General features: G+C 47.1%; 14 protein-coding genes. 7 read left to right on the top strand and 7 right to left on the bottom strand.

All coding sequences use genetic code 11. The features are described 5' to 3' along the window. Positions 1 to 4: 4 nt before the first annotated feature. Positions 5 to 820: a YEATS-associated helix-containing protein gene (locus ACEW9O_RS22470; protein ID WP_373552455.1), complete on the bottom strand. Its 816-nt coding sequence runs from the start codon at positions 818 to 820 to the stop codon at positions 5 to 7. A gap of 466 nt (positions 821 to 1286) precedes the next feature. Between ACEW9O_RS22470 and ACEW9O_RS22465 the strand changes: the two genes are divergently transcribed. The 7 genes from ACEW9O_RS22465 to ACEW9O_RS22435 all read left to right on the top strand — a co-directional run bounded on the left by ACEW9O_RS22465 (position 1287) and on the right by ACEW9O_RS22435 (position 8897). After that, a complete protein-coding gene (locus ACEW9O_RS22465; protein WP_373552454.1) occupies positions 1287 to 1703 on the top strand; it encodes a hypothetical protein in 417 nt (138 codons plus the stop codon). Positions 1704 to 1919: 216 nt separating this feature from the next. Continuing rightward, positions 1920 to 3926 carry a DUF6807 family protein gene (locus ACEW9O_RS22460; RefSeq protein WP_373552453.1) on the top strand — a complete coding sequence of 669 codons (2007 nt, stop codon included), beginning with the start codon at positions 1920 to 1922 and terminating at the stop codon, positions 3924 to 3926. A gap of 135 nt (positions 3927 to 4061) precedes the next feature. After that, positions 4062 to 5465: a Gfo/Idh/MocA family protein gene (locus ACEW9O_RS22455; protein WP_373552452.1), complete on the top strand. Its 1404-nt coding sequence runs from the start codon at positions 4062 to 4064 to the stop codon at positions 5463 to 5465. Positions 5466 to 5587: 122 nt separating this feature from the next. Further along, complete coding sequence (locus ACEW9O_RS22450; protein ID WP_373552451.1) at positions 5588 to 6982, top strand: putative oxidoreductase C-terminal domain-containing protein; 1395 nt, start codon at positions 5588 to 5590, stop codon at positions 6980 to 6982. A 7-nt stretch (positions 6983 to 6989) separates the two neighbouring features. Continuing rightward, the gene (locus ACEW9O_RS22445; protein ID WP_373552450.1) at positions 6990 to 7418 is read left to right on the top strand and encodes a hypothetical protein; all 429 of its coding nucleotides are present in this window, start codon (positions 6990 to 6992) and stop codon (positions 7416 to 7418) included. Between the two features lie 83 nt (positions 7419 to 7501). After that, positions 7502 to 7771 (top strand): hypothetical protein, encoded by a 270-nt coding sequence (locus tag ACEW9O_RS22440; protein WP_373552449.1) that lies wholly within the window; start codon positions 7502 to 7504, stop codon positions 7769 to 7771. A gap of 184 nt (positions 7772 to 7955) precedes the next feature. Beyond that, a complete protein-coding gene (locus ACEW9O_RS22435; protein ID WP_373552448.1) occupies positions 7956 to 8897 on the top strand; it encodes a glycoside hydrolase family 43 protein in 942 nt (313 codons plus the stop codon). Between the two features lie 6 nt (positions 8898 to 8903). Here ACEW9O_RS22435 and ACEW9O_RS22430 read toward each other — a convergent pair whose 3' ends face one another. From ACEW9O_RS22430 to ACEW9O_RS22405, 6 genes are all read right to left on the bottom strand, one after another. Continuing rightward, the gene (locus tag ACEW9O_RS22430; RefSeq protein WP_373552447.1) at positions 8904 to 9989 is read right to left on the bottom strand and encodes a sensor histidine kinase; all 1086 of its coding nucleotides are present in this window, start codon (positions 9987 to 9989) and stop codon (positions 8904 to 8906) included. A 3-nt stretch (positions 9990 to 9992) separates the two neighbouring features. Further along, complete coding sequence (locus ACEW9O_RS22425) at positions 9993 to 11018, bottom strand: alpha/beta hydrolase family protein (RefSeq protein WP_373552446.1); 1026 nt, start codon at positions 11016 to 11018, stop codon at positions 9993 to 9995. Between the two features lie 33 nt (positions 11019 to 11051). After that, positions 11052 to 12620, bottom strand: coding sequence for an ATP-binding protein (locus ACEW9O_RS22420; protein ID WP_373552445.1), 1569 nt, complete (start codon positions 12618 to 12620; stop codon positions 11052 to 11054). Between the two features lie 24 nt (positions 12621 to 12644). Beyond that, positions 12645 to 13445 (bottom strand): two-component regulator propeller domain-containing protein, encoded by an 801-nt coding sequence (locus tag ACEW9O_RS22415; protein ID WP_373552444.1) that lies wholly within the window; start codon positions 13443 to 13445, stop codon positions 12645 to 12647. After that, positions 13442 to 14746 (bottom strand): two-component regulator propeller domain-containing protein, encoded by a 1305-nt coding sequence (locus ACEW9O_RS22410; RefSeq protein WP_373552443.1) that lies wholly within the window; start codon positions 14744 to 14746, stop codon positions 13442 to 13444. Before ACEW9O_RS22410 ends, ACEW9O_RS22415 begins: the two co-directional genes overlap by 4 nt. Further along, positions 14743 to 15050, bottom strand: a 308-nt coding sequence (locus ACEW9O_RS22405) for a sensor histidine kinase (RefSeq protein ID WP_373552442.1), incomplete at its 5' end; no start/stop codon positions are given. The genes ACEW9O_RS22410 and ACEW9O_RS22405, both read right to left, overlap by 4 nt.

Here is a 15050-nt window from a genome sequence, read left to right as displayed (position 1 = left end):
GAACTTAACGCTGCAAAGCATACACTTCTTCGCCGCGGAGCAACACTTTTTTGAGTTTGCCCTCTTGTTCCATTTCGGTTAAAATCGGCTTCATGGCTTCTTGACTTACGCCAAGGGCTTTACAAATGGATTCGATTTTTTGCATCGGGTACTTTGCAAAAGTAGCAGTGACCTTTTCCTGTGGGGTACGATTGTCAATGCCAGGAGTACCAATAATATTCCTCGATCTTAAATCTTCGGGTGCCAATTCCGGGATATCCTCTGGGACTGGAGTGATTTGCTCTGGATCTGGAATTTGGGTATCTATAATCATGTCGGTTTTGTCCGCCGTTTCATTGATTTTGGCCCCCTGCTCTTGCACGGTTTCGCTGGTACGATCTACTTTTTCCTGCAAACTTTGGATCACCCGGCTGGATAAACCCTCCAAAAAACGAGCTGAATAAAAGGCAGCTAAAACACAACAACCTGCATAGATAAAATAATTGAGGATATCTCCTTTGGTGTCGTTCAGGATATTGCTATCCACTACTTTCAAAAACAAAGGAATGGCAATAGTGGCTACCAGGCCCATCAACAAACTGCGCATCAAACTGCGCTCTTCTTTAGGCGAGTTAAGGTAATTGGCGGTTCCACCCAGCAAACCAGTTAGCAGCATAATCCCAAGCAGGGTAAAGACATAGTTCCAATCCAGGGAGGATGTCATCGGTGAGTTTTCAATAGGAGGCTGAACGCGCGCTAAAGAATCGTTGATGCTTTGGGAAATAGAATCAGCTATGCTGTGACGTAAGGAGTCTATCAACAAAGACAAAGAATCGGGCATGGCTTGAAGGTTTTAGTGTTTTTTTACGAATATAGCAGGAAAAAATGATAAATAAACGCCTTGAACAACTTATTCTTGCGGTGGCAATTGTACCCCTGCTGACTTTAGCACCTTTCACCCTAAATTTTCCTACCGAATCCTAAAAAAAAATGCTTAGAGGTTTGCATAATAAACAAAAAAGTCACATTTTTGTAAAAGTTCCATACGGGCCACTCCCCTTAGGTCTGCTCAAATACGTGTCAAACGAATCAAGTCTCGGAACGACTGTTGTTTATAAAACAGTTGAAAGATCAAGTAACCGACTAAGTATGTAAACACATTTTACTTTTGGTGACTTTCTGCGTCAAAAGAAAAGATTACAAGAAGCAGAATTTGTAGTCGAAGGTGCAACTGAAAACAACCATGAACAAAACCTACTGGCACCGTAACCATTACGGTCGCTGTGTAGAGAGTTAAACACGTAAACATGAGAAAACTAATTCTTGCGATTATCTTTTTAGGTTCCTTTGTCATCGCAGGATCTGCACAAGAGTTCCAAATCGCCTGCACCAACGGGTACACGAACAACAACACTTTTTGCTGTGGCTATACCAAAGCCAATCAAGCCAACGTAGGAGTGATCAAGTTTCCGAATTTTGTCCCCCCCTCCAATGTAGGAATCGTGTACACCTGGTATGCAAGCCATCCCGATGGTCCCAAAAACTGGGATACACCTGTTTCTGCGCGGAGGGTACCCCTGCCTTGGTCTGGTGAGTATCAGGTTTTTGTAATGATCCATTTTGTGGATAAAGTGACACTGCGCAGAGTTACCAGTTATCGGTCCAATACCATAACGGTTAAAGCGCTGGCATGTGAAGAAAGCAAAGAGGGCACACCACATTGAAATACAAGTGGGAACGAACAAACAAAACAGTATCGTAGGAGAACAATGCACTTACGATACTGTTTTTTATTTGCCCAATCAGCATTTTTTTTTACAAATATTTGGCAAAAATAACTTTTAGGTAGGTGCTTATTCTGGAGTTTTTTCTACTTTTATTCGCAAGACTCGGTTGACCCAATTGGCATTGTCAAAGGGGAAAAAACGAAGAAAGTAGATATGAACAAACAACGAACATTGGCACTGCTGATACTGCTTTGGGGTAGTATGCTCAGGACTTCCATTTTTGCTCAGGATCGAGCCTTGTTGACTTTTACGGTAGCCAGTGGCGATTTTGAACGCCAGAATAGCCCCGTCAGTTTAAATCTGGATGGCATTGCGCTCCCAGCTACCTCCTATCAACTCCTGGAATTGACCCCAAAAGGTAAAGTTCCCGTTCCTTTTCAGTTGGAACAAGGGTCAACGAAACAACTTTGTTGGATTTTAACGGGAGCGACCCCGGCTGGAACCAAGCGCGTTTTTGAGCTTCGCACGGGTACGGCGAGTGCTGCTGCTGCCCCCATCCTCGCCATTCGGGAGAAAGGGGCCATCGTTTTCCAACGCAAACAACGCAATTTGTTGCGGTATCAATACGCCGAAGCCAATGTGCCCGAAGGGAAATCGGAACTTTTCCGCCGGGGCGGATTCATTCATCCCTTGTGGTCGCCCAAAGGTGAGGTACTGACCCGCGTTCAGCCCCCCGATCATATTCACCATTATGGCATTTGGAATCCTTGGACCAGCACGGTTTTTGAGGGACGCAAACTGGATTTTTGGAACTTGTACAAAGGTGAAGGCACCGTGAAAGTGCCAACTTTGCCCGCAGTTACCCAAGGACCCGTTTTGGGCACCCTCAGCACGCGTCATGAGCACATCGACCTGACCGCTCCTAGTCCCACTGGTTCCAAAGCTGCGCTGGAAGAAGAGTGGAACATCAAAGTTTGGAATGCCGGCGTGGATGATGGGCCCCAGTTGGTCGATTTTCAATCCATACTGCATTGCGCCAGCGACAGCGTTTTTACCATCAAAGCGTATACCTATCAAGGTTTTGGTTTTCGGGCTACCGAAAAATGGGACGACAAAAGCGCGCGTTTGTTGACCTCGGAAGGCAAGGGCAAAGGCGACGGCAATGCTACCCGCGCCCGCTGGATTGATGCCCGTGGGGTATCGAGCTTCGGCAAATCGGGCATCCTGTTCATGACCCACCCTTTGAACCACAACTACCCTGAACAATTGCGGCTTTGGGCAACGGGTGCAAATCAGGGTAAAGAGAACGTTTTCCTCAACTTCAACCCCGCTCAAGAACAAGATTGGGTACTCCAACCCGGCAAAGCCTACTCGCTGAACTACCGCATGCTGGTTTATGACGGCGAAATCAGTCCGGAACAACTGGAGAAATACTGGCAGGATTATGCGCATCCACCCCAGGTAGATATCATTCTGCGCCAACTGGATACCAATAAAAAAGTGCTGTTGTACACCAAAAATGGCAAGGGCTACGTACACGACAACATCGCCAGCTCGATTGTAGCCATTCGTAAATTGGGTGCCGAAAATGGGTTTAGCGTCGATACCAGCAGTAATCCTGCCGTCATCACAGCAGCCAACCTCAACAACTACCACGCGATCATTCTCTCGAACACCAACAACGAAACCTTTGACACTGAAGCGCAAAAACTGGCTTTCCAGCGCTACATCCAAGCTGGGGGAGGTATGGTGGCCATTCACTCCGCTTCGGGATCAGAGCGCCAGTGGCCCTGGTTTTGGCGTACCCTGGGTGGCAAATTTAAACGACATCCGCCATTGCAAAAATTCGAGATTCAGGTGATCGACCCCAAACATCCGTCTACATTACATCTGCCTAGTACTTGGGCTTGGGAAGATGAATGTTATTACCTCGAACACCTGTATCCTGGCAAACATGTATTGCTTGCTGCGAATATGAATACTGTTAACGATGACAAAAAAAGTGAATACCCGGGCATTACCTTCGGGAAACTCTTTCCGCTCTGCTGGTCAGAGGAACAAGGTTTGGGGCGCACCTGGTACACCGCTTTGGGGCACAAAAAAGAATATTACTCCGATCCCACTTTTGTGACCCACTTGCTGGGCGGCATCCTCTGGGTATTGGACGGAAGTGACAAACTGGATTACAGCAAGGCGACTGATAAATTAATTACGGAATAAAGTTGAGGAGGTTTAGGAGGTTGAGAAGGTTTAGGTTACCACAGCGACTTACACAAGTACATTGTCAAAATCGCTTGCGGTAGCCTCAACCTTCTCAACCTTCTCAACCTTCCTCAACTCCCTTAACCTACAACCATGCAAAAACACAAAAAGCGGGGCATGTCCCGCCGCGAATACCTCAAAACCACGATCACTGGCTCTCTCGGCATGATGGTATTGCCTACCATTGTGCCCGCTTCGGTATTGGGCAAAAATGCGCCCAGCAACAAGATTCAAATTGGCCAGATTGGTTTTGGGCGGATTGCCATGGGGCACGACTTGCCGGATACCATGCGTTTCGACCAAGCCAGAGTCATGGCAGTTTGCGATGTGGACAGCAAGCGCAAAGAATTTGGGAAACAATGGATCGAAAAATGGTATACTGATAAGAAGAAGCTGACCAACTACGTCGATGTAAAAATGTACGATGACTACCGCGAGATGCTCCTGAACCCGGAGATAGATGCGGTGATCGTCAGTACGCCCGACCATTGGCATGCGCAACCCGCGATTGAGGCTGCTTACGCGGGCAAACACATTTACTTACAAAAACCAGCAGCGCTGACCATTGCGGAAGGGCGCAGCATGAGTAATGCCGTCCACAAATCCGGGGTAGTCTTCCAAATTGGCAGCCAACAGCGCTCGCAAAACCCTTGGCCGCAGTTCAAACGGGCCTGTGAACTGGTGCGCAATGGTCGCATTGGTAAATTGCATACGGTGAAAATTGGTTTGCCCGGTGATCCAGGGGGCGAAGTAGAGCCAGAAATGGCAATCCCTAAAACTCTGAACTATGAAATGTGGCTGGGTTCTACGCCTTATGTGTACTACACCGAAAAAAGGGTACACCCTCAAGTAGGTTTTGATCGCCCGGGTTGGTTGCGCTGTGAGCAATTTGGCGCAGGCATGATTACCGGCTGGGGTGCGCACCACATCGATACTGCCCACTGGGGTATGGGAACGGAACACACGGGCCCAATCGAAATCAAAGCGGAGGCCAAGTTCCCAACGAGTGGGCTTTGGAATGTACACGGCGACTTTTTGGCCGAAGCCAAATACGCCAATGGCGTGAACATGCAGGTCAGCGGTGCTTTTCCCAATGGGATACGTTTTGAAGGCAGTGAAGGTTGGATATTTGTATCGAGAGGTAACGTGGGCGTAACGGCTAGTGATCCGGGCAATGCCAAAAATTCGGACGCCTTTAGCGCCAGCGATGCCAAGATTTTGCAATCGATCATCAAACCGGAAGAAATTCACCTGTACGAATCGCCAGACCAACACGGCAACTGGTTGGATTGTATTCAAAGTGGCAAACAAACCATTGCTCCGGTTGAAGTGGCGCACCGTTCCACTTCGGCCTGTTTGATCATTCATGCAGCCATGAAATTAAAACGTACCCTCCATTGGGATCCCCTTCATGAACGCTTCAAAAATGACGATGAGGCAAATGCGTTGTTGGTTCGGCCACAGCGCTTTCCATTCGGGGCGGAGTATGTCAAATAATAAGGCTCCAGGGTTCCAAAGTTCCAGGGTTCACGCGGTCACCGAGCGAAGTCGAGGTGCCGCGTGAACCCTGGAACTTTGGAACCCTGGAATCTTTTAAAAAATTAGATAATTGAAAAAAAATGAATAAGTCATTCCTTTTCCTCCTCCTCGTTGGCCTTGCCGCCTGTTCTAATCCAAAAACGCAAGAAAACAGCATGAAACTCAGCGGTGCAGCCAACGAAATCAAACTAATGACCCTCGATCCGGGGCATTTTCATGCGGCTTTGGTGCAAAAAAACAATTACACCCAGGTTGATTCAACAGTGTATGTGTACGCACCAGATGGACCCGAGTTGAAAGCCCATCTGGCCCGCATCGACAGCTACAACAAACGCCCGGAAGACCCCGCCCATTGGAATTCCAAAGTGTACACTGGCCCAGATTATTTGGCTAAAATGTTGAGTGAAAAGCCTGGAAATGTAGTGGTGATCTCCGGCAATAATGCCCAGAAAACCCATTATATCCAATCCTGCATCGACGCCGGACTAAACGTACTGGCCGATAAACCGATGGCCATCAAACCCGCCGATTTTCAGCGTTTACAAGAGCTTTTTCCCTTGGCAGAAAAAAAAGGCGTGCTGCTGTACGACATCATGACCGAGCGCTACGAAATCAGCACCATCCTGCAACGGGAACTCTCCCAAACGCCAGCTCTGTTTGGCACCCTGGAAAAAGGTACGCCTGAGAACCCCGCGATCACCAAAGAAAGTGTACACCACTTTTTCAAATTTGTATCGGGTGCACCACTGATCCGCCCAGCCTGGTTTTTTGATGTGGAGCAGCAAGGTGAAGGGGTCGTAGATGTATCAACCCATTTGGTGGATTTGGTGCTCTGGGAATGTTTTCCCGATCAAAGCGTCAGTTATACCAAAGACATTCAGTTGCAGGCCGCCAAACGGAGTGCCACGGAACTGACGAGTGAGCAATTCAAACAGGTAACCGCCCTGCCCGGCTTCCCCGGTTTTTTGAAAAAAGACCTGACCAAGGACTCAACGGTAAAAGTGTTTGCCAATGGCGAAACCCATTTTAGTGTAAAAGGTGTCCACGCCAAAGTATCAGTGATTTGGAACTTCCAGGCGCCCGAAGGCGCCGGGGATACCCACTTTTCAATCATGCGGGGCACCAAAGCCAATTTGGTTATTCGTCAGGGTGCAGCGGAGAAGTACAAACCCATGCTGTATGTAGAGCCTCTACCCAATGTAGATCGCGCCACTGCAGAAGCTGCTTTAAAAACCGCTATCAATACCCTGAACAACGGTAAGTACAAAGGTCTGGGCTACGAAGCCAGCGGAAAAGGCTGGAAAATCATCATTCCTGAATCTTACAGTGTAGGCCACGAGGCGCATTTTGCCCAGGTAACCGAAAAATATTTGCAATATTTGACTCAAGGCAAATTGCCCGAGTGGGAAGTGCCCAATATGTTGGCAAAGTACTACGTTACGACCAAAGCATTTGAGTTGAGTAGAAATAAATAGACTAAACATGGATCCTTTGGATTTAAACAATAGTTCCGAAACCCATCCCCTCTTTCCCAGCGGGGAATGGGAAGGTTTTTATACTCATGCTCAGGGCCCTGGAGCGGAGCAGTTCAAGATGCATTTTTCGCTCAATTTTGCCAACAATGAAGTCAGCGGTGGTGGAAGCGACAACATAGGGCCATTTGTCTGGAAAGGCATCTACGACACCAAGAGCCTTTGGTGCAAAATGACCAAATACTACGCGACCCATACCGTTTTTTACGACGGTAATGTGGACGAAAATGGCATTTGGGGCAATTGGGAAATCACGCCAAGTATGAGGGGTGGGTTTCATCTTTGGCCTAAAAAAAATGAGGAAACTGCGCAAGTCGAGGTGGTAGATAGTTTGGTGTTGGATAACATCATTCGTGTGCCGAGTTCAGTACCGAGTTAACAGAGTTTATACTCACCCTTCAACACCTCAAGCAAGACATCAGCTCTGGCTCTTTTTATCTTTAACACCTGAATACCTACACCATGAAGATCTTATTCGCCCTCTTCCTCTGCATTGATGTCATTATTCTCCTGATTCTGGGTTACGAAGCTTTTATGGTAAGTTCCAACAAAAAACACATCTACCGCAGAAGGTTCACAGGCTTACTTGGACTTATGGCGGCGGCTTTAGTCCTGAGCTTTTATCGTTTTAATCTGGCCTTGTGGCTGGTGGGTGTGCCTGCAGTAGGCGTTTTGCTCTTTACATCAATCCTGTTGATCAGTATGCTCACACACAAAGGCCCCTGGCACTAGACTCGATTTAAAAATTTCTAAAGATTGCTTGAAGGATAACGTTGCTTGAGGTCAACACAAAGACCGTCAACGTCTAACTTTGTGTCCTTTGAGTCCTTGTTTTGTTCCTTTGTGATAAAAAAAATGCCGCTTTGGTTTTTAAAACTCAAGACAACGCTCTTTTCTCAAAGCCAAATAACTGACCATGATAAAACGATTCACTCTGCTCTTATTGCTCGGATGGTGTTGCTGCCACCTCAGCGCCCAATCCAACAAAACCACCTACCTCTTCTCCTATTTTAAAGGCAACGGTGAAGACGGCCTCCACCTGGCCTGGAGCGCCAATGGCCTGAAATGGGAATCCCTCAAGAACGACCAATCCTTTTTAAAACCTGTCGTAGGCATCTCCAAATTGATGCGTGACCCTTGTATCATCCAGGGGCCAGATGGCTTGTTTCACATGGTCTGGACGAGTGGCTGGACGGAGCGGGGCATTGGTTACGCTTCATCAAGAGATTTGATCAACTGGTCAGAGCAGCAGTACCTCAAGGTGATGGACCACGAACCTACCACCAAAAATACCTGGGCCCCGGAACTGTTCTACGATAAGGCCAGCAAGCAATACATCATTTATTGGGCAAGCACCATCCCCGGGCGTTTTAGTGCCGGAGCGGAAGCAGGCGATACTGGCTATAACCACCGCATGTATTACACCACGACCAAAGATTTTAAGACTTTTACACCCACCCAATTGTTTTACGACCAGAATTTCAATGTCATTGATGGCACCATCCAAAAGATTGGTAAGGAATACATCCTGTTTTTGAAGGATGAAACCCGCAATCCGCCCCAAAAAAATTTGCGGATTGCCCGCAGTACCCAATTGTTGAGCAGCTACAGCAAAGCTTCCGAACCCATTACGGGGAAATACTGGGCAGAAGGCCCCACCGTGTTGAACATCAACAAAAACTGGATCGTGTATTTTGACAAGTACACCGAGCACAAGTACGGCGCCGTCAGCTCCAGCGATTTAAAAATCTGGACGGATATTTCGGATCAGGTGAGCTTTCCAGCCGGGGTGCGGCATGGAACAATGTTTGCGGTGAAAACCAAGTGGTTTAATCAGCAGGTGAAGGCCAAATTGTGATGAAGTTTACACATTTAAGGGCTGGAATTTGATCAGGGATGTCACCCCTGCATCGGTGTGTATTTCCACCCAACCATTGAGTTGGATGGCCAATAAATGCACCAAACGGCTGCCAAAACCAGTTCCAGTTTTAGCGGAGGCATTGGGCTGAGCCTGAATACCGAGCCCATCGTCGGCGATGCGCAGGCAGTACTGTTGACCATCCTCCGAACTTAAGCTCACCTCAATCTTTCCCCGGCGATCCTCCGGGAAGGCGTATTTCAGGGAATTGGTGATCAATTCATTGGCGATCAAGCCCAGGGGGATGGCTGTATCCACATCCAATTCGATGGCCTGCATGGGGAAATGGAGCTTTACCCGCCCCTCCATGTTTCCATAGGTGTCGAGCAAGGTTTGGGCCAAGGTTTCCAGGTAGTCTTTCATTTCCACCCTAGCCAGGTTTTTGTCCTGGTACAATTTTTGGTGGATGAGCGACATGGAGCGCACCCGGTTCTGGCTTTCCTGTACGGCCTTGAGGGCTGTGGGGTCACTGATGGTGGCCGATTGTAAGTTGAGCAGGCTGGAGATGGTTTGTAAGTTGTTTTTGACTCGGTGGTGGATTTCTTTAAGCAGGAGTTCGATTTCCTGATTTTTTTTGGCGAGTTCTTTGGTGCGCAGGCTCAGGATGCTGTTTTCCTCGATGGCCTGGTAAGAGGTTTTGAAGTGCTCGACAAATTGTAGGGTTTTTGCCAGAGTGTTTTGAAAGTCTTCAAAATCAATGGGTTTGCCAATGAAATCAAAAGCCCCACGGTTCATGGCCTGTCGGATGTTGGCCATGTCGCTGTAGGCCGAAATCATGACGGTGCGTAAAAGGGGATTGACACTATTGATTTCTCGGAGCAGGGTAAGACCGTCCATTTCTGGCATGTTGATGTCGCTGAACACCATGTCGAGGTCGGGGTGTTCCTGGAGTTTGGCTAGGGCTTCAATGCCGTTTTTGGCGTAAACAAACTCGTACAAGTTGTCCCGAATTTCCCGCCGGAATTTGTTGCGGATGAGCAGCTGAATGTCTGCTTCATCATCCACGATCAATATTTTGCGTTTGGTACTCATCGGCTATTTGGGGGCATTGGCTGGACTCAGGTAAGGGGCCAAAAACCGGTAAATTTCTACGCGGGATTCCTTGGCCAACTTGGTGTCAATGCGGTTAAAGATGTGCCCACCCGGAGCATCCTGATAAATTTTGTAGTCAAATTTTTTGCCGTTGGCTTTTAAGGCATTGATCAACGCTTCTACTTCCAGGGAATTGACGTCCTCGTCGTTGGTATTGGTGTGGATCAGGAGGGGAGTTTTGAGCTTTTGCGCATTCCAGACCGGAGAACGGCGGCGGTATTCGGCTACATTGTCGTTGGCATCTTTGCCGATGTGGTAGGGGGCCGCAAATTCATTGCGATAAGCTTGTGATTTGTAGCCCATCCGGGCAATCAGGTCGCTGACGGGCACTCCGGCATAAGCTACTTTGTACTCTTCGGGATGCTCAAAAATGTTCATCAAGGTGATCATGCCGCCATGGCTCCAACCCATGATGCCTACCCGGGAGGGGTCGACTTGGGGCAGGTTTTCTACCGCCCATTGTTTGCCAGCCAATACGTCGTCGTTCTCGTAATCGCCATAGTCGATTTGGCGGTAAAAACCTGCGCCATAACCAGTGCTGCCACGGTATTCTGGCGCAATCACGATGTAACCCTGATCAACTAGTTCAGCTACGATGTGGGCATTGAAGGTGTTGAAGTCGCCATGTACTCCACCATGTACCAGCACCATCAGAGGTAATTTGGTTGAAGCAGGGAATTTTTTTGGGATGAAAGTGTAAGCCTGGATCACCAGGGGATTTTTAGCCCCTTGCCCGGTAGGGTTGCTGATCACATGGGGTGGTTTGCTGGTGTAACGCACTTTGTCGATGGTGGCTATGTCGCCCAGTTTTTGGTGCCACATCAGGTCGTCAACCTGTTTGGATAAACCTTGCTCCAAAAATTGCAGGCGGTCTTCGAGGGCTTTGACCCGGTCGGAAAGGTCGGTAGTTTGGGCAAGGCTGATTGAGCTCATTAGACCAAAGATGAAAATGAAATACAATGCACGCATGTGTGAGTGTTTTTTGTGGTCAAAATAAACATTTTAGGGTAGAGTGGGAAGCGTTAAGATGAATTTGGTTCCTTCCCCTTCAACTGATTCTACGTTCAAGTTTCCCCCATGCCCTTTTTTTACAATGTCATAGGCCAAACTCAGCCCCAAACCCGTGCCTTGACCGGTGGGTTTGGTGGTGAAAAAAGGTTGGAAGATTTTGTCGCGGATGGATTCGGGGATGCCGGGGCCGTTGTCCTGTACTTTGAGGATAATATGATTGTCGGTTTTTTGGGTGGAAATGGTGACGGTTGGTTGATGTTGTAGAGACGTTGCATGCAACGTCTCTACCGTACGCCGCTGCACGGCGTAAAAGGCGTTATTGATAAGGTTCAAAAGCACCCGCCCAATGTCTTGCGGAATGACGGAAACGAGGGGCAAATCGGGATCAAAATGCGTTTCCATCATCGCGTTGAAACTGCTGTCCTTGGCACGTAGGCCATGATACGCCAGGCGCAGGTACTCATCAGCCAGTGCATTCAGGTCTGTGGGCTCCTTTACACCCGTACTGGCTCGCGAGTGCTCCAGCATACCTTTGACGATGGAGGAAGCGCGTTGGCCGTGGTGGTTGATTTTATTGAGGTTTTGCTCCAGATCGTCGGCTATTGCGATGACTTCTGAAGTATTGCCAGCTTTTATTTCCCCTTTCATCTCGCCTAGCATTTCGGCGCTCACTTCAGCAAAGTTGTTGACGAAGTTCAAGGGGTTTTGAATCTCGTGGGCGATGCCTGCGGTCAATTCACCCAGCGAGGCGAGTTTTTCGGATTGGATGAGTTGTGCTTGGGTGGATTGGAGGTTTTCTAATGACTTCTCTAATTCCGTTGATTTCTGCTCTAATTGCACTGTCCGAAGGGCTACGTTTTTTTCCAAAATTGATTTTTCTCTGCGCAAGGCTTTGCTACGGGATTGTACATACCACCCAATGCTGCCGCCAATGAGTAGGGCATACAGGCAATATGCCCACCAGGTTTGCCACCAGGGTGGACGAATTGAAAATGTGTAAGTAGATTCATCACTCCAAACTCCTTCGCTATTCATGGCCTTCACCTTAAAAATGTAGTTGCCCTGTGGCAAGTTACCGTAAGGCGCTTCGTTGCGGTCGGTGAGCGCACTCCAGTTTTGGTCCATGCCTTCCAATTTGTATTGGTATTTAACTTTTTTGGGTTGAGCCATTGTAATACCGATAAAATGAAAGGTTACGTAATTGTTGTTGTAAGCCAGACTTAAATGTTCGGGCAAATTATACCAGGGTGATAAACCATCAAACTTAAAATTGCCCACCTTTACGCCATTGCCTAAGGTAAGGGTGGTGTCTTTTACAAAGAAAATGTTTTGGCTTCCTTTCTCTTTTGCAGAAGCTGATTGAAGTACCGATGATGCTAGACTAGCCCAAGCAATGTTTTCATTGAACAAGGCAATACCGGTTAATTGAATGTTTGGCGCAACGGAGGCAATTTCTTTGCCTGTTGGCGGATGATAAGCGGTTAAGCGATCGTTTGCCCCGATCCAGATGGTTCCGTCTTCGGCTTCACACAGCGCATTTGAATTGCAACCTATGCCCAAAAAGCCATCTTCATACGTGTAGTTTTAAAAAAAAGCATCACCGGCTTTTAGCTGACCGGACTTGATTTTTTGGGTATATTCAGCCAACTTACGCTGACTCAACATATTTAACCCAAAACGGGTACCGATCCAAATATTACCGCTTTTGTCTTCCATGATACTGAAAACAAAATCATTGGAGAGTCCTTCTTTTTCGGTAAAATGCGTAAAGGACGTTCCATCCCGACTGAGTCGGGATACACCTCCGCCCGCTGTAGCGACCCAAATATTACCGCTTTTGTCTTCCAGAATACTCCATACAAAATTATTGGAGAGTCCTTCTTTTTCGGTGAAATGCGTAAAGGACGTTCCGGCCCGACTGAGTCGGGATACGCCTCCACCATACGTACCGAACCAAATATTTCCGCTTTTGTCTTCCAGGATACTCATAACAGCATTATTGGAGAGTCCTTCTTTTTCGGTAAAATGCGTAAAGGACTTTCCATCCCGACTGAGTCGGGATACGCCTCTACCATTAGTACCGAACCAAATATTTCCGTTTTTATCTTCTAAGATACTTCTAACATCATTATAAGAGAGTCCTTCTTTTTCGGTAAAATGCGTAAAGAATTTTCCATCCCGACTGAGTCGGGATACGCCTCCACCCGCTGTACCGAACCAAATATTTCCGCTTTTATCTTTCAGGATACTCATAACATCATTATAAGAGAGCCCTTCTTTTTCGGTAAAATGCGTAAAGGAAACTCCCTCCTGATTAATTCGGGATACGCCTCCATTATCCGTACCGAACCAAAGGTTTCCGCTTTTGTCTTCCAGAATACTCAAAACATTATTATTAGAAAGGCCTTCTTTTTCGGTAAATGCGTAAAAGACTTCCCCTCCCGATTGAGTCGGGATATACCTCCACCAAAAGTACCGAACCAAATATTTCCGCTTTTATCTTCCAGAATACTCACAACATCATTGTCGGAGAGGCCTTCTTTTTCGGTAAAATGCGTAAAGGAAGTGCCATCCCGACTGAGTCGGGATACGCCTCCACCCGCTGTACCGAACCAAATATTTCCATTTTTGTCTTCCAAAATACGTTGAACAATAGTATTCGAGAGTCCTTCTTTTTCGGTAAAATGCGTAAAGGAAGTTCCGACCCGATTAAGTCGTGATACCCCTCCATACTCTGTACCGAACCAAATATTTCCGCTTTTGTCTTCCAGGATACTTAAAACATTATTATTGGAGAGTCCTTCTTTTTCGGTAAAATGCGTAAAGGATTTTCCATCCCGACTGAGTCGGGATACGCCTCCACCATAAGTGCCGAACCAAATATTTCCGCTTTTGTCTTCCAAAATGCTTTGAACAATGTTATTCGAAAGTCCTTCTTTTTCAGTAAAATGCGTAAAGAACATTCCATCCCGACTGAGTCGGGATACGCCTCCACCATAAGTACCGAACCAAATATTTCCACTTTTGTCTTCCAAAATACTTTGAACAATATTATTGGAGAGTCCTTCTTTTTCGGTAAAATGCGTAAAGAATTTTCCATCGTATTTTGATACGCCTCCACCATTTGTACCAAACCAAATATTTCCGTTTTTATCTTGTAACATACAGGCTATATTGCCGTGTTTTAGGCCCTGCAGTTTGCTGAAAGAGCTAAAGCCGGCGGGGTTTTGGTCTTTGATCAAAGCGTCTTTTGCGATGACCACTTCGGGTATTGCCGCTGTAAAAGGACGGTCAATGGCGGATACGGTTTTGGGTACTAAAAAAGTGTCCTGCCCGGGTATGCACACTCTTGGTGTACCTGCTAAAACAATTTTTGGTTTTCCTACCGGGTGTACGTTTGTATGGGTAGGTACTACTTTTGGCGTGCCTGTTTTTATCTTTTTTAATTTGCGCTCATCCACCACAACGACCTTGGGAGGCGTTACGCTGTCATTGGGTACCGTATAGCCGATGGTAGCCATTACTTTTGGGGCAATGATAGTGGGGTGTTCCTGCTCCTTAGGTTGGTTGCATGAAAAAAAGAAGAGTCCGGTAATAAAAAGTGCCGTCTGAAATAGGCTTTTTGTTGTCATTCGTTTTGTCATTGAATGTATTACGATGATGGAATAAACCGGGAATATTTTCATGCGTATTGATTGGGTAGTTGAATAATAAAAGTCGTTCCCTCATTTTCTGCTGTTTCTACTGCCAATGTGCCGCTGTGTCCTTTGGTGACAATATCATAGGCCAAACTCAGCCCCAAACCCGTGCCCTGCCCGGTGGGTTTGGTGGTGAAAAAGGGTTGGAAGATTTTGTCGCGGATGGCGTCGGGGATGCCATTTCCATTGTCTTTTACCGTAATGACAATCTGAGCACCTGTTTTTTTTGTGGAAACGGTAACGGTTGGTTGGTACATAGTATCGGGGTGGATCGTAGTGACGCCGTCACTAG

This window comes from Haliscomenobacter sp. (assembly GCF_041740695.1).
In the GTDB taxonomy this organism is placed as follows: domain Bacteria; phylum Bacteroidota; class Bacteroidia; order Chitinophagales; family Saprospiraceae; genus Haliscomenobacter.
This window is presented reverse-complemented; position numbering and strand designations above follow the sequence as displayed.